This is a genomic window from Kitasatospora sp. NBC_01302 (genome assembly GCF_035976515.1).
Taxonomy (GTDB): Bacteria; Actinomycetota; Actinomycetes; order Streptomycetales; family Streptomycetaceae; genus Kitasatospora.
Genome location: NZ_CP108404.1, coordinates 7,011,161 through 7,029,741, shown reverse-complemented (window position 1 = coordinate 7,029,741; position 18,581 = coordinate 7,011,161). Strand labels below are relative to the sequence as shown.

Below are 18,581 nucleotides of genomic sequence, written 5' to 3'. Positions count from 1 at the left end.
GGGGGCGTGGAGGCCCCCGCCGGAAGGTCGTCCGTCATCTCAGCAACCCTGCGAGCTGAAGCTCAGGTGCAGGTTGGGCAGGGTGAACGAGCCCGCCGTGGTGGCGTAGTTGTGCTGCCGCAGGTTGTTGATGGTCACGTGGGTCGCCTGCTGGCCGAAGGAGTACATCGGGCCCTTGACGCCTGCGTCGGTGAAGGTGCTGGCGTCACCGCCGACCTCGATGTTCGAGAAGTTCGCGTCACCGCTCATCGTGTCGGAGTCGGTGGTCAGGTTCTCGGCCGAGACCGGGGTGCCGTTGTCACCGGCCGTGATCTTCAGGTTGGTGCCGCCCAGGTTGACGCTCTGGCACAGGTTGGTCAGCTTCCCGTCCTGGATCACGGAGACCGCCACCACCTGCTGGCCGCCGTTCGCCTTGCCGGCCGGATTGCCCTTGAGCATCGTGTCGAGGCCGCCGAACTGCTCGAAGCCGTTGCCGTCCAGCGAGGTGGCGGTGACGGTGAAGGCCATACCGGAGATCTGGAACTGGGCGGCGAGCACGCCCTGGGCGGTCAGCGCCATCAGCACGCCGCCGGCCACGCAGGCCGGTATCGCCATCAGGGCCGCGCGGCGCAGCCGGACCCGGCCGCGCGGGGCGGGTGTCGCGGCGACGGCGCCGGACGCCTCGTCGGGTATCTCTGCGGACGGGACCATGAATACTCCAGGGAGACGAGTGGGAGACCTGTGATCGCTTTGCACGGCGTCCTGGCGCGGACGACTCCCACGGCGAGTGGCCTGATTGCCGATCAGTTTCCGTCCCTGGCAGAGGATTTGGTGATCTTGGCCGTTGACGTGGTAGTGCCTGGAAGTTACCTCGGGGTAAGCAGAGGGTCAAGACTTCGCGCGCGTCGCGGCCGAACCACTCACCGACCCGACACGAATCGATCCTCCGGGGCCGTCGAGCACGCACGGAAGAACGGGTTTTCTCCAGCCCGCCCCGGCCGCCTCGGCCCGCGCCAGCCGCCGCGTCGCCTCGACGGGGCCGACGAAGGCCGCGATCGCGAAGTGCGCCAGGGTGGGGAGCAGGCCGGGGAGTTCGGCGTGCCGGCCGGCGGCGATGTAGCGGTAGAGGTTGGCGTAGATCCCGCCCACCACGCTGTCCACCAGCAGTTCACCGGAGACCGGGGCCGGCGGCGCGGGGCACTCGGCGAACAACCGCCTCAGCCGCACCCGCAGTTGCTCGCGCACCAGGCGTCCCGCCGGCCCCACCGCGTCCACCTCCACCACGGCCAGGGTCGCGAAGGCGGGCACCTCGGCGAGGATCGCCAGCACCACCCGCAGCGCCGCGTACACCCCCTCGCACCAGTCGCCGCACGCCCCGACGGCCTCCTCCATCCGCCGGATCACCACGGCGGTGCCGTGCCGGTGGGCGGCCAGGAACGCCTCCTCCTTGCCGCTGAACTGCTCGTAGAAGACCGGCCTGGTCACCCCGGCGGCCTGGCAGATGTCGCTCACCCGGGCACCGGCGTAGCCGTAGGCGGCCACCGTGTGCACCACGCCGTCCAGCAGCCGGTCGCGCTGGGTGGCCGCCACCACCTCCGGCGGCACCCGGCTGGGGCCGCGCCGGATGGAGCGGGCCGGGTCGCGACCACTGCGGGTACCGGGGAGCACGGCGTCTTCCGGAACGTCACCTGCTTCAAGATTTATCTGCAACTTACGCACCATCCCTTGACGTTGGCCTGAGCCGGGTTTAGAACCTTCCCAGGTTTCCAATATTGCGGCGCTGTTGCGATCCGCTCACGGCGACGCCGGCGAGCGGCCCGTGCCACGGATCGATCGGCCCGCTCGCGACGCCCCCCACCGGGCGTCCATGTTGATGCGCGGCCCGGGCTCCGGAGACCGGCGGTGGCAGCCGCCGGCCAGGTCGTACCGGTCCTGGGCACCGGACCGCCGAACTCGCTCGTGGCGCCGAGCGGTTCGGCGGCCAGGGCCTGCCCTTCGGCTGTCCGCGCGGGCCCCGGCCCCATGGTCGGCCCCATGGCCGCGTCCGCACTCCCGTCCACCCGCCGTGTCACGAGGAGTCCCGCCATGCTTCGAACTGCCCTGTCCGCCAAGCGACTGCTGCCCGCCCTGGCGGCCGCGGCGAGCGCCGCACTGCTGGCCACCGCCGCCCCGGTCCAGGCGGCACCCGCCGCCGCCCCCGGCGGCCCGTACACCGGGATGGGCAACTGCCCTGTCAGCTCAGCCGCGTTGAGCGATCCCACCAACCTCCAGGTGGGCTGCGTGGTGTCGGTCACCAACAGCGGAAGCTTCACCATCGGCTCCACGACCGTGCCGCTCACCTCCCCGATCACGCTGCAGTTCGGGGTCTACTGGGGCAAGTCCGCCCCGGTTGTCACCTTCCCCGACGGCAGCAAGGCCAACCAGTACGCGACCGTCGCCCCCACCGGCGCCCAACTGCTGACCGGCCAGCCGGCCCAGATCACCATTCCCGGGATCATCAACTTCCTGCCCGGCGTGACCAGTGTCTTCGCACAGGTCGAACTCGCCGGTCCGGTAACCGACTTCACCCCGCTGGCGGCCGGCGAGTCCTACCCGGTCTTCAAGCTGCCGGTCAAGCTCCACCTCTTCAACGCCTTCTTCGGCGACGACTGCTACATCGGCTCGGACAGCTCGCCGATCGTGCTGCAGCCGACCACCGGCACCACCGCCCCGCCCGCACCCGCCCAGCCGATGACCGGCAGCCCGGGCACCATCGCGCTGAAGGGCGACCCGAACGGCCACCACGCGCTGATCGCCTCGTTCACCGGCGCCAAGCTGGTCGACAACACCTTCAGCGTCCCCGGTGCCTCGGGCTGCGGCCTCGGCGGCATCCTGGACCCGATCATCGACTGGACCATGGGCATCCCCTCCGGCGCGGGGCAGGGCTCGGTGACCTTCCAGCAGACCAACACCTCGCTCGCCCTGGACGGCAGCCTGAGCGACCTCACCGGTGCGCTGAACGCCTCGGCCGGTCAGTAGCGGCACCCCCTCAAGACCCGTGCGCGGTGCGTCATCCGTGCACGTCCACCCACCGGAACAGACAGAGGATCCCTCATGCGCAAAAGCCTCTACCTCGGCGCGGCGCTGGCCGCCGCCGGGCTCGCCATCCTGCCCGCCCTGCCCGCCTCGGCCAGCGGCAACGTGCTGACCTACGGCAGCGCCGGCGGCAGCGCGGTCGCCGTCGGCGACGTGCTCACCGCCTCGCTGCCCAGCGGCGGCGCCGCCAACTTCTACTCCGACTCCACCGGCGGCACCGGCGTGAGCTGTGCGTCCTCCTCGTTCAGCGCGACGGTGACCAGCAACCCGGCCGCCCCCGGCACCGCCGTGGAGACGCTCAACAGCCAGACCTTCGGCAACTGCAGCGCCCTCAACATCCCCGGTGTCCTCGATGTGAACAGCATCAGCGTGGACAACCTGAGCTACACCAACAACGTCGGTGACAGCTCCGGCAACCCGGTCACCCTGTCGCCGAACTCCGGTCCGATCCAGACCACCATGGTGCTGGACACCTTCCTGGGCCAGGTGACCTGCACCTACCAGGCGGCCCCGGCCAGCCTGAGCGGCACCACCAGCAACGCCTCGCAGTCCATCAGCTTCACCAACCAGCACTTCACCCTGAGCAGCGGCGCCGGGGTCTGCTTCTCGGACGGCTACTTCACCGCCGCCTACGGCCCGGTGCAGGACACCAGCAAGAGCGGCAGCCCCGCGGTGTACACCAACTGACGCAGTACCGGTTCTGAAACGGCCCGGTCGGGGCCGGTCCGCGCCGGGCGACGAGCAGTGGCTCGGCGCGGACCGGCTCAGATCCTGGCGGCCGCCTTCCGGGCGGCCACCAGGACCGGGTCCCAGACCGGGGAGAACGGCGGGGCGTAGGCCAGGTCCTGGAAGATCAGCTCCTGCACCGTCAGCCCGCTGCCCAGCGCCATCGCGCCGATGTCGATCCGCTTCGCCGCGCCGGCGCCGCCGACGATCTGCAGGCCGAGCAGCCGACCACTGCCCCGCTCGGCCAGCAGCTTGACGGTCATCCAGGCCGCGCCGGGGAGGTAGCCCGCCTGCGCGGTCGACTCGACGACGGCGGCGGTCCAGTCCAGGCCCGCCGCCGTCGCCTCGCGCTCGTTCAGCCCCGTCCGGGCGATCTCCAGGTCGCAGATCCGGGTGATCGCCGTGCCCACCACGCCGGGGAAGGCCGCCTCGCCGCCGCCCAGGTTGGTCCCGATCACCAGGCCGTGCTTGTTGGCGTGGGTGCCGAGCGCGACGTGCCGGTGCTGCCCGGAGACCAGGTGGCGCACCTCCACGCAGTCGCCGCCCGCCCAGAGCCCGGGCAGCGGGGTGCCCGCGGCGTCCACCACCCGCATCCGCTCGTCGGTGCGCAGCCCGCCGTGCACGCCCAGCGGCAGGCCGGCGGCGCGGGCCAGCGCGGTGCGCGGACGGACTCCGAGGCCGAGCACCACCAGGTCGGCCGGGTGCTCGCCCGCCGTGCTGCGTACCGCGCGCGGGCGGCCGTCCGGGCCGAGCAGCACCTCGGTGGCCTCTGCCTCCGGCACCACCTCGACGCCCAGCTTGGCCATGCCCCGGCGGATCAGCGCGCCCATCTGCGGATCGAGGCCCGGCATCGGCTCGGGCGTGCGGTGCACCAGGGTGACCTGGTAGCCCTGCCGCAGCACGGCCTCCACCATCTCGATGCCGATGTAGCCGCCGCCGATCACCACCGCCCGGCGCGGGCTCGCGGCTGCGGCACCGTCCGTCTCGCCGAGGCCGCCCGGCGCGCGGAGGCCGGCGAGGGTGTCGAGCAGGGCCCGGCCGTCCGGCAGGGTGTGGGCGGTGTGCACCCCGGGCGCGTCGAAGCCCGGCAGCGCGGGTCGCACCGGCTCCGCGCCGGTGGCGATGACCAGGTGGTCGTAGGGGGTCCACTCCTGCGCACCGGTGTCCAGGTCGCGGCTGCGCACCCGGCGCCGCTCAGGGTCCAGCGCGGTCACCTCGGTGCGCAGCCGCAGGTCGATGCCGCGGGCGCGGTGCTGCTCCGGGGTGCGGGCGATCAGCTCGTCGGCCTCGGCGACCTCGCCGCCGACCCAGTACGGGATCCCGCAGGCCGAGTAGGAGGTGACCGAGCCGCGCTCGAAGGCGGTGATCCGCAGCTCCTCGGGGCCGCGCCGGCGCCGGGCCTGGGAGGCGGCCGACATGCCCGCCGCGTCCGCGCCGATGACCACCAGATGCTCCGTCATGCCCACTCCCGTTCCGTCCGTCTGCCGGTGCCTGCCCGGTTCTGTCCGGACCTGCCCGTACACCGATACCCGCACCCGCCAGGGCCGCTCACGCTCGCGGGCGCGCGCGGCCCCTCCTTAGACTTTCACGATGATCACTTCGCGTCAGCTCGAGTATGTCCGCGCCGTGGCCCGGGAGCTGCACTTCACCCGCGCGGCGCAGGTGCTCGGCATCGCTCAGCCTGCGCTCTCCCAGCAGATCCGCAAGCTGGAGCGCCAGTTGGGCGTGGTGCTGTTCGAGCGGAGCAACCACCGGGTCGAGCTGACGGCCGCCGGGGCGGCGCTGCTGGCCGGCGCGGAGCGGATCCTGGCCGATCTCGCCACGGTCGAACAGGAGTTGCGGGGCTGGGCGGACGGCACGCTCGGGCGGATACGGCTGGGCTGCCTGCCCGGACTGACCAGCCGGCTGGCCCGGGTGCTGCGCGAGTTCGGCGCGGCCTGCCCGGGGGTGGAGGTGGAGCTGCGCGAGCTGACCACGGCGGAGATGACGCTGGCCCTGCGGGCGGGGCAGCTGGACGCGGCGATCGTGGCGCGTCGTACGGACACGACCGAGACCGACGGGGACGGGCTGGTCCACCGCTCGCTGGGCATCGAGCCGCTGGTGCTGATCAGCGCCGCGCCGGTGGGCGCGGGCGCCGGGGCCGCGCCGGTCGAGCCGCCGGTGCCGCTGGGGACGCTGCACGGCACCGATCTGGTCGGCTACCCGGTGGGCTCGACCGTGCGGGAGATCGTGCTCTCGGCGCTCACGCTGGCCGGCGCCACGCCCCGGTTCCGCTTCGAGACCCGTGATCCGGCGGCGGCGCGGGCCCTGGCCGCCTTCGGCGTGGCCGCGGCGATCGTGCCGCGCGCGGTGGCCGAGGGGCCCGGCCACCCCGTGCGGATCCGCCGGCTGACGCCCGAACCGCAGTGGATGCTCACCCTGGCCTGGTCGGCGGAGCGGCGCCCGGGCTCGGCGCTGGCCACCTTCCTCGACTTCGCGGGTGACCACCCCGCGCTGCTGACGCCCGCTTCGTGATCGGCGGGCAGGGCCGGCCGATGCATCCGCCGAGCGGACAGCTCGCGCAAAAGTATTGACATGGCCTCGATTAATAAGGAAACTTTCCTAACTTTCGGAGGCAACCCCAGCTCACTTCTCATTCCCCCAAGGAGAAATGATGCCCCGTCGGATCGCCGCGCCCCCGGCCCGGTCCCTGCTCGCCGCCACCACCGCGCTCGCCACCGCCGCGCTCGGTCTCGGACTGGCCGGCGCCGCCCCGGCCGTGGCCGCCGCGCACGCCGCCCACGCGTTCCCCAGCCACACCGCCTACCAGGTGGGCGTGCTGCCCTCCGCCTCGCAGGCCAGCCGCGACGCGGCCGTGGAGAAGCAGTACGACTCCTGGAAGTCCACCTACCTGCACCACGGTTGCGCGAGCAACGAGTACTACGTCTCCAGCAAGGGCGACGACGACGCCCCCAACAACGGCCCGGTCTCCGAGGGTCAGGGCTACGGCATGAACATCGTGCCGCTGATGGCCGGTTACGACGCCAACGCGCAGACCGAGTTCAACGGCCTGTGGCAGCTGGTCAAGGACCACAAGGACCAGTACGGCCTGATGGAGTGGAAGCTGGACGGCAAGACCTGCAAGTACGCCGACAAGGGCACCCCCGACGGCGCCACCGACGGCGACCTGGACGTCGGCTACGGCCTGATCCTCGCCGACAAGCAGTGGGGTGGCTACACCGCCGACGCCAAGGCCTGGCTGGCCGCCTTCTACGCCCACGACGTGGCCCCCGACGGCCACCTCAAGTGCGAGGACGACGGGCCGAACACCGACACCCGGCCGTCCGACATGATGCTCGACCACCTGCGGGCCTTCGCCGCCTACGACACCGCGCACGACTGGAACAAGGTCGTCCAGCGGACCGAGGCGGTGATCAGCTCGTTCACCAAGTCCTACTCCCCCAGCGGCGGACTGCTCTCCGACTTCGTGGTGAACGCCGACACCAGCAGCCCCAAGCCCGCGCCCGCCGACTACCAGGAGAGCCAGCCGGACAACATCGTCGGCTACAACTCCATCCGCGTGCCCTGGCACCTGGGCACCGACGCGCTGCTCTACGGCGCCGGCACCGCGGCGGTCTCGCTGAGCACCGCCAAGCTCGAATCCGCCTGCCTGAAGAAGGAGTCGGGCGGCAACCCACAGAACGTCTACCCGCACACCAAGCTCAACTGCACCCCGTACAGCACCAGCGACCAGGCCGAGGAGGCCGGCGACTCGGTCGGCCCGGCCGCGATGGCGGCCGGCGACCAGGCCTGGACCGACGCGATCTGGAAGCAGCTGAGCCAGAACCCCTTCGGCGACGGCTACTACGGCGAGACCATCAAGACGCTGGTCTACCTGGTGATGGCCGGCGACTACTGGCGGCCGTGACCGCCGCACGCCACGCCGGACCGGCCCCGGGTCAGTTCCGCGGGCTGCGCCCACCTGCACCGCGCTCGCGCAGGTGCAGGTGGGCCTCGGTCGGGTGCGGCGGCTTGGGCGGGACCACCGCCGCCAGTCCGTAGCCCGTCTTCTGCGCCACCCGGCAGGACGCTGCGTTGTCCAGGCAGTGGAACAACTCCAGCCGCTCCAGCGGGAATTCCGCGAACGCCCAGTCGGTCAGCACGGCCAGCGCGCGCGGCGCCAGGCCCCGGCCGCGGGCCGCCCCTGTCGTCCAGTAGCCCACCTCGGCCGCCGGTGCGGCCGGATCGGGGCGCTTGAGCACGCTCAGGCCCAGGACCTCATCGCCCACCAGGACCGCGAAGGCGAACCGGTCGCCCCGTTCCCACGCCTGGCGCTGCGCCGCCAGCCACTGCTCGGCCTGCGCCCGGTCGGCCACCGCGAGCGTGTCGACCGACTCGGCAGCCGCCAGGACGGCCGGTGCGTCCTGCTCCGCCCAGGGGCGCAGCAGGAGGCCGTCCGCGCCGGTCAGGGTCATGTTCGGTGTCATGTGTTCTCCCCCGTCTCTCGTGGCCCCATTGGATCACGCGGATCAGGAGCGCGCGGGGGCGGTGGCTCTCCGGGGGTTTCTCTCCGGGGATCCTCTCCGGCGATTTCCCTCCGGCGATTTCCCTCCGGGGATCCTCTCCGGGGAGTTCTTACGAACCGCGAACGTAGCGCTCAGCGGCGGCAGTTCGCGGCCCGTCGCGGCTTAGCGTGTGGGGAGTACCGACGGCGCCCCGGTGCGGGCGCACCACGGGCACCCACCACACCTCCCCGAGGAGACTCCGCCATGCGCTCCACCCTGCGTTCCACCAGCGTCCTGATCGCCGCCGGAGCCGCGCTCGCCGCCACCGTGCTGGGGATCGGCCCGGCCTCGGCGGCCAGTGACCACCAGCAGCACGCCGCGCCGGTCTTCGTGCAGAGCGACAACCCGGACGGCAACACCGTCGTGGCCTACACCCGGGCGGCGGACGGCACCCTGCGCCAGGCCGGGGTGTACGCCACCGGCGGTCGCGGCGGAGTGCTGGACGGCTCGATGGTCGACCACCTCGCCTCGCAGGGCTCGCTCGCCTACGACGCCGCCCACCGCCTGCTGTATGCCGTGAACGCGGGCAGCGACACCGTCACCGTCTTCGCCGTGCACGGCGACCGGCTGGAGCGGCGGCAGGTGCTGTCCAGCGGGGGCAGCTTCCCGGTCAGCGTCGCGGTCCACGGCGACCACGTCTACCTGCTCAACGCGCTCGACGGCGGCTCGGTGCAGGGCTTCCGACTGGTCGGCGAGAAGCTGCGGCCGGTCGCCGACCAGCACCGCGCGCTGGGCCTGGACCCGTCCGCCACACCGCAGTTCACCCACACCCCCGGGCAGCTCGCGGTCACCCCGGACGGTCGCGCGCTGGTGGTCACCACCAAGGCCGGCGGCCAGAGCATCGACGTCTTCCCGCTCGGCCCGGGCGGGGCGCCGTCCGCCGCCCCGGTGGTCAACGCCGAACCGGGCGCCGTGCCGTTCGGCTTCGTCTTCGACGCCCACGGCCGCCTCCAGGTCACCGAGGTCGGCCCGGGCGCGGTGGCCACCTTCGCCGTCGGCCGCGACGGACACCTCACCCCCCTCGGCCAGGCCCCCACCGGCCAGGCCGCGACCTGCTGGCTGGCCACCGCCGGCGGCCACCTCTACGCCTCCAACGCGGGCAGCGCGAGCCTGTCGGGGTTCACCGCGGGCAACCTCACGCCCCTCGGCAACACCGCCACCGACCCGGGCACCGTCGACGCCGCCGCCTCCACCGACGGGCACTACCTCTACGTGCAGACGGGTGGCAAGGGCATCGTCGACGAGTTCCGGGTGGGTGGGGACGGCGCGCTGACCCGCGTGGGGTCGGTGACGGTGCCGGGCGCGACGGGCGGCGAGGGCATCGTGGCGCTCTGACGCGGCATCTGGCGAGAAAGGGGCTGGAGAATTGTCGCCCGACCTGTTCCGGGCGAGGGCGGCGGGCGAGCTGGGCCCGGTCGTCGTGCACTACAACGACCACCTGGCCCAGCTCGCCGTCGGTGATGCCCCAGAAGCCGACCGGCCCCTCGGTGCCGATCTCCGGGAGTTGCTGGAGGGCGTCCAGGGCCGCCCGGTACTCGGGGTCGCTCCACGTGAACGCGGGCCGGCACAAGGACTCGCCCAGGTTGGAGGCCGACAGCGCGGTCCGCGTCTTCGCCCGCCACTCGGCAGGCGGGGGCACTGCGGGCCGAGGTGGCACCGGGGCACGGATCATGCGGGCGCGTGCTGCTCCCGCATGATCCGGACGTCCGGCGGCTGGTAGCGGGAGCTGTCGGCGGTCCAGTCGGCGAGCGCGTGGCGGAACCGGTCGAGGGCGAGCGCGAAGCGGCTGGTGTCCGCTGAGGTGAAGCCGCCGCTGCGCACAGCGCTGTACAGCCACCAGAAGCGCTGCTGCTCGGCGAGCAGTTGCTCGGCCACCAACTCACGGGCGGCGACTGGCTCAAGGCTCTCGGCGGCGACCAGGGCGCCCACCGGGCCGAAGGGGTCACCGGAGTCGGCGAGGTCGTTGGTCAGACAGCCGACGGTCGAGAATGCGCGCAGCAGGGACTGGAGGAGGGGGTCGTGCCAGTCGGGGGTGACGACGCGCTCGGCCAGCTCCGTCCACATCGCGGCGAGCAGCATGCCACCGTCAGGCGGACGGATCGTCAGGTACTCGCGCAGCGTGGGGGTGCGACGCGGTTGCACGAAGTCGAGCAGCTTGGTGGAGGCGGCGTGCACCCAGTCTTCGAGGTGGGTGAGGTACCGCTGCCACCAGAAGGCGGGCATCAGCGCTTGGGTGTCGGCTGCGAGGTCGGCGAGCGCGCGCAGGGTGGGGTGGCCGGCGGCTCCCGGCTGCGTGCTGCCGCATGCCACGAGCAGGAGGGAGAGCGCGAACTCGCCGACGGCTAGCCGGGATTCGTCGAGCATGTCGGTATCGAAGGCATCATCGACGATCCACGTCCAGAGGGCCCAGCGGGTGGCGAGGTCGAGCTCGACCCCGGAAGCCGTGGGCCACGCGGCCAGGCACAGGTCCACGTACCCGTGGGCGAGGTAGCCGGCGGGGTCGGGGTGGAGGGCGTAGTGGGTGAGGAAGGTGGCGGCGGAGACGTACAGGTCGGTGTGCCGGTGATCGGTGACCTCCATCAGGACACCTCCGCGCTCTGCTCGGCACAGCTGTCCACGACTGCCACCGAGCCCCGGAACTCGCCCCAGGGCGGCTGCGGCGTGCTGATCTCGCCGCCATAGCCGAGTTCACCCGAGGAGGCATCGAGCAAGTGACGACGCCGGGCCGCCTCTTGCGGGGTGCGGGGAACGCGCTTTGGGCCACTGGGACGCTTCACCGTCACAGCCACTCCTGTAGTCGCAGCATCACTGACAGCAAGAGTGTCGCCAAAGCAGAACCCCGGAACTACCACAGTTTGTGGTAGTTCCGGGGTTGCTGATCATTCCTCAGATACCGACCCAGACAGCGAGATTGGCCAGCGAGTCCGGGGCCGCCCGACGAGCTGCCACCAGTCCTGCGACCGTCTCCCGTACGACCGGGTGGTAACGGGTCTGCTGCGGCGCCGCCGCCCGGGCAGCTTGAAGATTCCGCAGCGCCGCCTCGCTCTGACCGATCCACAGCTGCGCATGCGCCACCTCGGCAAGGTGGTGGGCGCGCCGCGACGCCGGCCACGACTCCGGGATCGTGACGTCGGCTGCTGCACTCACCGCCTGCTGGTACTGAGACAGCTCGGCCATCACGCTGACCCGATGCGCCGCCACGTTGGTGGGTCCAAAGCTCAGCCAGTGAACGCGCTCTGCCGGACCGGTCAGCTGCGCGACGCGGTCGGCAGCGTCGAGGTGCCCGTCAGCACTCCCGCTGTCCCGGGCACGAGCAGCTATCACCGCAGCACCCAAGTGCAGCTGGCCGACGGCCACATCCCGTTCACGACTCGCGTCGGCCTGCTGGAGCATCCCCATGCCCACCTTCACCAAGCGCTCGCCAGTGCGGTACTGACCTGCCCGCAGGTAAGCAAGAGAGCGCAGATACTGGCGAACACCGGCGAGCACCGGATCGGAAGCACGCTCCGCGGCCCAGGCCATCCGGTCAAGGGCGACGGCGCACAGGTCCGCGAAGCCGAGCTTCGTGGTCACGTCGTACGCGGTCCGATAGGTGCTCGCCAGGACCGTCCATGCCTCGGCGCTCGGACTGGTGTGCGCGGCGGACGTCACCTCGGTGATCAGCCCGGGCAGTTCACTGGCGACATCCCGCAGGCGCGTCTCGCGGACCGCTGCGCACAGGGCCTCGGCGTGGACCACAAGCGCATTCAGCGGACGCGGCGCCACCTCAGGATCGACCCCGAGGTCGTAGACGTCGAGCGCTTCTCGGATGGGCTGGATCAGGCCATCCAGCTGGTCCTGCTGCAACTCGGAAAGGTAGGGCTGGCCGATGAGTTCGGCCACCGGAATCTGGAGTGCTCGGGCGAGCGCGGCGATCGTGGCGGGTGAGGTCGGCCGCTCTCCTTGCTCGATCTTCGTCAACATGCTGTACGAGATGTGTGCGCGCTCGGCGAGGCCTCGCTGGGTGAGGTGTCGCAGCTTTCGGTAGTGGGCGATGCGCATGCCGGTGTGTTCCGGTCCAGGCTGGGGCATACTGAACTCCGTTGCTCCGTTCCCGACTCGACATCTGGAACGGTACCCGCACTTTGCGGCGGGGAACACGCGAAGGGCCTGCACCGGCGGGCCCTTTCGCATGTCACGGCGAGGCCACCTTCAGCGCCCCCGACACGGCCCTACGCTGAACAGCACAGATCGGTGCAGCAGGAGGTCAGCGTGTCGTCGGTGTGGCGGAATCTCAGCGAACACACGGTCTACGAGAACCGCTGGCTGCGGGTCAACCTCGCCGACGTCGAACTCCCCGACGGGCGCCATCTCGACCACTACGTCCTGCGACAGCGAGCCGTTGCGCTCGCCACCACCGTCAACGAACGCGGTGAAGCGCTGCTGATCTGGCGGCACCGCTTCATCACCGACAGCTGGGGCTGGGAACTCGCGGCCGGAGTGGTCGAGGACGGCGAGCAGGTGGAGGCCGCGGCTGGCCGCGAAATGCTCGAGGAGACCGGCTGGCGGCCCGGGCCTCTCCGCCACCTGCTCACCGTGGAGCCTTCCAACGGCCTGGCCGACGGCCGGCACCACGTCTACTGGTCCGACACCGCCGAGTACGTCGGCCACCCCGAGGACGCCTTCGAGTCCGACCGCCGCGACTGGGTGCCGCTCTCCCAGGTGCCGGAGCTGGTGACGAAGGGCGAGATCCGGAGCGCCAACGCGGTGGCGGCGCTGCTCCTGCTCCACCACCTGCACCGCGCTGGGGCAACCGATCATGCCGAGGCGTGACTTCGAGGGCGATCTCCAGCGCTACCCGTTACCCAGAAGTCGGCGGTGCCGACTTCTCGTGTGACAGATCAGGGAGCTGGGCCTGCGGATCGCGCGTGGCACCGAGGATGCGCAGGAGACCACCGAGGGTGGCGGTCGCTATCGGCCCGCGAGCAGTTCGGCCGGGTGCACCGCTGCCCGGGTGCGGACGGCGTGGCGGGTCTCGGCGACGGCCAGGGCGGTGACCGCCAGCAGGAGTACCGCAGAGCCCGCCACAGTGGCGGGCGAGAGGTGCTCGCCGAGGGCGGTGACGGCGAGGGCGGTGGCGCTGACGGGCTCGATCAGGGCGATGACGGCGGCCGTGGTGGCCCGGACCACGGTGACGCCGGTGAAGTACAGCGCGTAGCCGAGGGCGGTGGGCACGGCGGCGAGGTAGAGCAGCACCAGCAGGGTGCGGCCGAGGCCGTGCGGGCTGGGCCACAGGCCCTGGGCGGCGGCGAACGGGAGCAGCAGCACGGCGCAGACCAGGAACGAGTACAGGGTCGTGGTCAGCGCGTCGGTCCGGCCGGCGCTGCGGCGGCCGTAGAGGGTGACGCAGGCGTAGCCCGCGCCCGAGAGCAGCGCCCAGGCCACGCCGCCGGGCCGCACGGCGGTGGCGCCGCTGGAGGTGCCACCGAGGATCAGCACCGCGAGCCCGGCCAGGGCGCCGAGCACCGCCGCCGTGCCGGCCGCGCCGAGCGGTTCGCGCAGCAGCAGGCGGGCGCCGAGGGCGACCAGGACGGGTGCGGCGCCGAGGGTGACCACCGTGCCGACGGCCAGGCCGGTGCCGTGCACCGCCTCGAAGTAGCCGATCTGGAAGAGGGTCAGGCCCAGACCGTTGACGGCGATGTCGCGCCGGGCGTGGGAAGCGCGAGGGCGACTGGTGGATCCACGGCGGCGGACGGCGAGCGCCACGAGCAGCAGCGCGGAGCCGCCGGCCGAGCGCCAGAAGGTGAGCGCCACCGGGCCGAGGCCGCTGTGGCCGTAGAGCAGGGTGGCGGCGGCTCCGGCGGTGCCCCAGGAGGCGGCCGAGAGCAGCAGGTAGAGCAGGCCCCGTCCGGCGGACAGGGGCCGGGACACGGGGCGAGTGGTTGTGGATGCGGACACGGAGGCTTCTCCCACCGAAGACGTGAACTGGTCGCGTGATCCCGTCTGCAGGCAGCACCGACCGGCCCAGGGGCGCACCCCTGGTCAGGGTCTTCCGTGGCCTTGCCGCCCGCCTAGGCGGCGGGAGGTGGCAGAACAGCGCTCGTCGGCATGGGTCCCACCCTACTCGCGTGCGGGAAAGCCCTGGTGACCAGGGAGTGGGGGCCTTGCGGGGGCCCGGTAGGCTGCCCCGGTGCGCCGCTGGTGCACCCCGTCCCCAGCATCGGAGGAGACCCCGTTGAGCAGCGTCCTGTCTGAGCCGCCGGTGACGGTCGTGGGCATCGGGGCGGACGGCTGGGACGGGCTCGTACCGGCCTCGCGCGAGGCGCTGGCGGCGGCCGAGGCGGTGATCGGCGGCCCCCGGCAGCTGGACCTGCTGCCCGCCGCGGTGACCGCCGAGCGCATCGCCTGGCCCTCGCCGCTGCGCCCGTCCGTGCCGGGGCTGTTCGCGGCGCAGGCGGGGCGGCGGGTGGCCGTGCTGGCCAGCGGCGACCCGATGTTCTTCGGGATCGGGCGCACGCTGAGCGAGGAGCTGGGCGCCGAGCGGCTGCGGGTGCTGCCGCACCCCTCCTCCGTCTCCTACGCCTGCGCGCGGCTCGGCTGGGCGCTGGAGGAGACCGGCACCGTCAGCCTGGTCGGGCGGGACACCGCCACCCTGGTCGGCGCGTTCTTCGACGGGCAGCGGCTGCTGGTGCTGAGCCCGAACGCGAGCACCCCGGCCACCGTGGCGGCGCTGCTGAGCGAACACGGCTTCGGGGCGAGCGAGTTGCACGTGCTGGAGCAGTTGGGCGGGCCGGGCGAGCGGATGTCGACCGGGACGGCCGAAGGCTGGGCGCAGCCGCCCGGCGACCCGCTGAACATCGTCGCCGTGCACTGCCGCGCGGACCGGGCGGACGGCGAGGAGCGCCGCCGGCCCGCCCTGGTGCCCGGCCTGGCGGACGAACTGTACGAGAGCGACGGACAGCTGACGAAGCGTCATGTCCGTGCGGCGACACTGGCGACGCTCGCCCCGGCCCCCGGCGAGCTGCTCTGGGACATCGGCGGCGGCTCGGGCAGCATCGCGATCGAATGGCTGCGCGCGCACCGCTCCTGCCAGGCCGTCAGCGTGGAGCGGGACCCGGTGCGGGCCGCCCGGATCACCCGCAACGCAGCCGCCCTCGGCGTGCCCCGGCTGCGTGTGGTGACCGGCGCCGCACCCGCGGCGCTGGACGAACTGCCCCGGCCCGACGTGGTGTTCATCGGCGGCGGACTGACCGCGCCCGGACTGCTGGCGGCCTGCTGGGCGGCGCTGGGCCCGGGCGGGCGGCTGGTCGCCAACACCGTGACGCTGGAGTCGGAGGCCCTGCTCACCGAGTGGTACCGGCGCCACGGCGGGGAGTTGCTGCGGCTCGCGGTGGCGCACGCCGTGCCGGTCGGCGGCTTCACCGGGTGGCGGCAGGCGATGCCGGTGACCCAGTGGTCGGTCCGCAAGCCCGTGGAGCCCGCAGCACGCATGGAGCCCGCAGCACGCGTGGAGCCCGTAGAACGAGTGGAGAGTGAGGCGCTGTGACCGTCTACTTCATCGGTGCCGGCCCCGGCGCCGCCGACCTGATCACCGTGCGCGGGGCCAAGACGCTGGCGAGCTGCCAGGTCTGCCTGTACGCGGGCAGCCTGGTGCCGGTCGAGCTGCTGGCGCAGTGCCCGCCCGGGGCCCGCCTGGTGGACACCGCCCGGCTGAACCTGGACGAGATCACCGCCGAGCTGCTCGCCGCGCACCGGGAGGGCCATGACGTGGCCCGGCTGCACTCCGGCGACCCGTCGGTGTTCAGCGCGGTGGCCGAGCAGATGCGCCGGCTGGACGCGGCCGGCGTGCCCTACGAGGTGGTCCCCGGCGTGCCCGCCTTCGCCGCCGCGGCGGCGGCGCTGAAGCGGGAGTTGACCGTCCCCACGGTGGGCCAGACGGTGATCCTGACCCGGATCGCCCAGCAGGCCACCCCGATGCCCGCGGGCGAGGACCTGGCCACCCTCGGGCGCAGCGGCGCGCTGCTGGTGCTGCACCTGGCGGCCCGGTACGTCGAGCGGGTGGTGGCCGAGCTGCTGCCGCACTACGGCGCCGACTGCCCGGTGGCGGTGGTGGCGATGGCCAGCCGCCCGGACGAACTGGTGCTGCGCGGCACGCTGGACTCGATCGCCGAGCAGGTGCGGGCGGCGGGGGTGCTGCGGACCGCGGTGATCATGGTCGGCCGCACGCTGAGTGCCGAGCAGTTCCCGGACAGCCACCTGTACTCGGCCCGGCGCGACCGCTCCTGCCAGCTCCCGTAGCGGGTCGGACCGTGCGACACATCCTGATCCTGGGCGGCACCACCGAGGGCCGCCGGCTCGCCGAGGAGCTGGCCGAGCTGCCCGGCCTCCGGGTGACCAGCTCGCTGGCCGGGCGGGTGAGCGCACCGCGGCTGCCACCGGGCGAGGTGCGGGTGGGCGGCTTCGGCGGGGCGACCGGGCTGGCCGACTGGCTGCGCGAGCACCGGGTGACCACCCTGGTGGACGCCACCCACCCGTTCGCCCGGGTGATCAGCCGCAACGCCGCACAGGCGGCCGCCGAGACCGGCGTCCGGCTGCTGGCGCTGCGCCGCCCCGGCTGGCAGCCGGTCCCGGGCGACCGCTGGCACCTGGTCGATTCGCTGGAGCAGGCCGCCGACGCGCTGCCGGCGCTGGGCCGGCGCGCACTGCTGACCACCGGGCGCCAGGGCCTGGCCGCCTTCGCCCGGGTCGAGGGCGTGCACCTGGTGGCCCGCTCGGTCGAGCCGCCCGACCCGCCGCTGCCCGCCGACCTGACGGTGCTGCTCAGCCGCGGACCGTTCCAACTCCAGGACGAGCGCGCGGTCTTCCGCGAGCACCGGATCGACGTGCTGGTGACCAAGGACAGCGGCGGTGCGGCCACCGCGCCCAAGCTGACGGTGGCGCGCGAGCTGGCCGTGCCGGTGGTGATCGTGCGCCGTCCCGCGCTCCCGGACGGCGTCCCGATCGTGCCTGATGTGGCGGGAGTTCTGGGCGAGTTGGGGCTGGGCTGCGATAGCGTCGGCCCGGTCGGACCCGAGTGACGGCTGGGGCGCGGCACGCGCTGGCGACTGAGGCGCGGCACGCGCTGACGGCTGGGCGGACGCTGCACGGGGAATTGCCAGTGGCAAGGGGACTCGAGAGGAGCCGGTGATGGGCCGTCGGAGCAAGGACATCGCGGTACCCGACCAGCACGGCCGCCTGGCCGTGGTGACCGGGGCGAACAGCGGGATCGGCTTCGAGACCGCGCGCCGCCTGGCCCTGGCGGGTGCGGACGTGCTGCTGGCGGTCCGCGACGGCGACAAGGGCGAGCTGGCCGCGGCGCGGATCAGGGCGGAGACGGGCAGAACGGGCACGTCCGGCGCGGCAGGCGGGCCGGGCGGCTCGGTCACGGCGGCGGCGCTGGACCTGGCGAGCCTGGACTCGGTCGCCTCCTTCGCCGACGTCCTGCTGGAGCGCGGCCGTCCGGTCGACCTGCTGGTCAACAACGCCGGCGTGATGGGCGTACCGGCCCGGCACACCACCAAGGACGGCTTCGAGCTGCAGTTCGGCACCAACCACCTGGGCCACTTCGCGCTCACCGGGCGCCTGTTGCCGCTGCTGCGCGGGGCCGCCGCGCCCCGGGTGGTCAGCGTCGGCAGCCTGACCGCCTGGACCGCCCGGATCGACCTGACGGACCTCAACAGCGAGCGCGGCTACCGCGCGATGGTGGCCTACGGCCGCTCCAAGCTGGCCGGCCTGCTCTTCGCGCAGGAGCTGGACCGGCTCAGCGCACGGGCCGGCTGGGGCCTGCGCAGCACCGCCGCGCACCCGGGCTGCTGCCGCACCAACCTGGCGTACGGCGGTCCGGTGCTCGACCGGGCGCCGGGCGGCGTCAACCTCACTGCGCTGGCGATGAGCGTGCCGGGCTTCTCCCAGGAGCCGGCCCGCGGGGCGCTGCCGCTGCTGGTGGCCGCGACCAGCCCGGGGGCGGTCGGCGGCGGGTACTACGGCCCGGACGGGCTGGGCGAGTTGACCGGTCTGCCGGCCCGCGCCCGACTGCCCCGGGGGGCGGCGGACCTCACCACGGCGGCCCGGCTGTGGCGGGCCTCGGAACAGCTGACGGGCGTCGGCTTCCCGGCCTGAGCCACGAAGTACCGGGGCACCAAAGGGCAACGCTCGCCGAAAGGCGAGGGGCACCAAAGGGCCAGGGTCGCCGAAGCCTCCCGCCGGGCGGGGGCGCTCCGGTCGGCGCCGGGCGGGCGA

At 73.0% G+C, this 18,581-nt stretch carries 18 protein-coding genes and 1 pseudogene; 10 read left to right on the top strand and 9 right to left on the bottom strand.

The features are described from left to right. Positions 1-39: 39 nt before the first annotated feature. Both OG294_RS30895 and OG294_RS30890 read right to left on the bottom strand, forming a co-directional pair. Positions 40-690, bottom strand: a complete 651-nt coding sequence (locus OG294_RS30895; protein ID WP_327069839.1) for a DUF6230 family protein — start codon at positions 688-690, stop codon at positions 40-42. A 177-nt stretch (positions 691-867) separates the two neighbouring features. Then, complete coding sequence (locus tag OG294_RS30890) at positions 868-1,647, bottom strand: TetR/AcrR family transcriptional regulator (protein ID WP_327069838.1); 780 nt, start codon at positions 1,645-1,647, stop codon at positions 868-870. A gap of 417 nt (positions 1,648-2,064) precedes the next feature. Here OG294_RS30890 and OG294_RS30885 point away from each other — a divergent pair, with 417 nt between their 5' ends. Beyond that, complete coding sequence (locus tag OG294_RS30885; protein WP_327069837.1) at positions 2,065-2,997, top strand: hypothetical protein; 933 nt, start codon at positions 2,065-2,067, stop codon at positions 2,995-2,997. Positions 2,998-3,072: 75 nt separating this feature from the next. After that, the gene (locus OG294_RS30880; RefSeq protein WP_327069836.1) at positions 3,073-3,741 is read left to right on the top strand and encodes a Tat pathway signal sequence domain protein; all 669 of its coding nucleotides are present in this window, start codon (positions 3,073-3,075) and stop codon (positions 3,739-3,741) included. A gap of 77 nt (positions 3,742-3,818) precedes the next feature. Here the strand turns inward: OG294_RS30880 and OG294_RS30875 are convergent, their stop codons facing one another. Continuing rightward, positions 3,819-5,240 (bottom strand): FAD-dependent oxidoreductase, encoded by a 1,422-nt coding sequence (locus OG294_RS30875; RefSeq protein WP_327069835.1) that lies wholly within the window; start codon positions 5,238-5,240, stop codon positions 3,819-3,821. Positions 5,241-5,370: 130 nt separating this feature from the next. On the opposite strand from OG294_RS30875, the gene OG294_RS30870 reads away from it, so the two are divergent. Continuing rightward, entirely contained in the window at positions 5,371-6,294 is a 924-nt protein-coding gene (locus tag OG294_RS30870) for a LysR family transcriptional regulator (protein ID WP_327069834.1), read from the top strand. A 139-nt stretch (positions 6,295-6,433) separates the two neighbouring features. Continuing rightward, a complete protein-coding gene (locus OG294_RS30865; protein WP_327069833.1) occupies positions 6,434-7,687 on the top strand; it encodes a glycosyl hydrolase family 8 in 1,254 nt (417 codons plus the stop codon). A 31-nt stretch (positions 7,688-7,718) separates the two neighbouring features. Here OG294_RS30865 and OG294_RS30860 read toward each other — a convergent pair whose 3' ends face one another. Then, a complete protein-coding gene (locus tag OG294_RS30860; protein WP_327069832.1) occupies positions 7,719-8,246 on the bottom strand; it encodes a GNAT family N-acetyltransferase in 528 nt (175 codons plus the stop codon). 282 nt (positions 8,247-8,528) lie between these two features. Between OG294_RS30860 and OG294_RS30855 the strand changes: the two genes are divergently transcribed. Beyond that, positions 8,529-9,659, top strand: a complete 1,131-nt coding sequence (locus OG294_RS30855) for a lactonase family protein (RefSeq protein WP_327069831.1) — start codon at positions 8,529-8,531, stop codon at positions 9,657-9,659. A 114-nt stretch (positions 9,660-9,773) separates the two neighbouring features. Here the strand turns inward: OG294_RS30855 and OG294_RS30850 are convergent. The 4 genes and pseudogenes from OG294_RS30850 to OG294_RS30835 form a co-directional block, all read right to left on the bottom strand. Further along, a pseudogene (locus tag OG294_RS30850) lies at positions 9,774-9,864 on the bottom strand (alpha/beta hydrolase); the annotation flags it as partial. 128 nt (positions 9,865-9,992) lie between these two features. Beyond that, positions 9,993-10,904, bottom strand: a complete 912-nt coding sequence (locus OG294_RS30845; RefSeq protein WP_327069830.1) for a terpene synthase family protein — start codon at positions 10,902-10,904, stop codon at positions 9,993-9,995. After that, positions 10,904-11,035 carry a hypothetical protein gene (locus OG294_RS30840; protein ID WP_327069829.1) on the bottom strand — a complete coding sequence of 44 codons (132 nt, stop codon included), beginning with the start codon at positions 11,033-11,035 and terminating at the stop codon, positions 10,904-10,906. Before OG294_RS30840 ends, OG294_RS30845 begins: the two co-directional genes overlap by 1 nt. 175 nt (positions 11,036-11,210) lie before the next feature. After that, the gene (locus OG294_RS30835) at positions 11,211-12,395 is read right to left on the bottom strand and encodes a helix-turn-helix domain-containing protein (RefSeq protein ID WP_327069828.1); all 1,185 of its coding nucleotides are present in this window, start codon (positions 12,393-12,395) and stop codon (positions 11,211-11,213) included. Positions 12,396-12,575: 180 nt separating this feature from the next. Here OG294_RS30835 and OG294_RS30830 point away from each other — a divergent pair, with 180 nt between their 5' ends. Beyond that, the gene (locus OG294_RS30830; RefSeq protein ID WP_327069827.1) at positions 12,576-13,136 is read left to right on the top strand and encodes an NUDIX hydrolase; all 561 of its coding nucleotides are present in this window, start codon (positions 12,576-12,578) and stop codon (positions 13,134-13,136) included. A 138-nt stretch (positions 13,137-13,274) separates the two neighbouring features. Here the strand turns inward: OG294_RS30830 and OG294_RS30825 are convergent, their stop codons facing one another. After that, positions 13,275-14,234, bottom strand: a complete 960-nt coding sequence (locus tag OG294_RS30825) for a DMT family transporter (protein ID WP_327069826.1) — start codon at positions 14,232-14,234, stop codon at positions 13,275-13,277. Between the two features lie 304 nt (positions 14,235-14,538). On the opposite strand from OG294_RS30825, the gene cbiE reads away from it, so the two are divergent. The 4 genes from cbiE to OG294_RS30805 all read left to right on the top strand — a co-directional run bounded on the left by cbiE (position 14,539) and on the right by OG294_RS30805 (position 18,461). Next, on the top strand, positions 14,539-15,849 hold the full coding sequence (cbiE, locus tag OG294_RS30820; RefSeq protein WP_327069825.1) for a precorrin-6y C5,15-methyltransferase (decarboxylating) subunit CbiE: 1,311 nt from the start codon (positions 14,539-14,541) through the stop codon (positions 15,847-15,849). Then, a complete protein-coding gene (gene cobM / locus OG294_RS30815) occupies positions 15,846-16,601 on the top strand; it encodes a precorrin-4 C(11)-methyltransferase (protein ID WP_327069824.1) in 756 nt (251 codons plus the stop codon). The genes cbiE and cobM overlap by 4 nt, the downstream gene beginning before the upstream one ends. 11 nt (positions 16,602-16,612) lie before the next feature. Beyond that, positions 16,613-17,380, top strand: a complete 768-nt coding sequence (locus OG294_RS30810) for a cobalt-precorrin-6A reductase (protein WP_327069823.1) — start codon at positions 16,613-16,615, stop codon at positions 17,378-17,380. Positions 17,381-17,489: 109 nt separating this feature from the next. Beyond that, complete coding sequence (locus OG294_RS30805) at positions 17,490-18,461, top strand: SDR family oxidoreductase (protein WP_327069822.1); 972 nt, start codon at positions 17,490-17,492, stop codon at positions 18,459-18,461. The last annotated feature ends 120 nt before the right edge of the window (positions 18,462-18,581 follow it).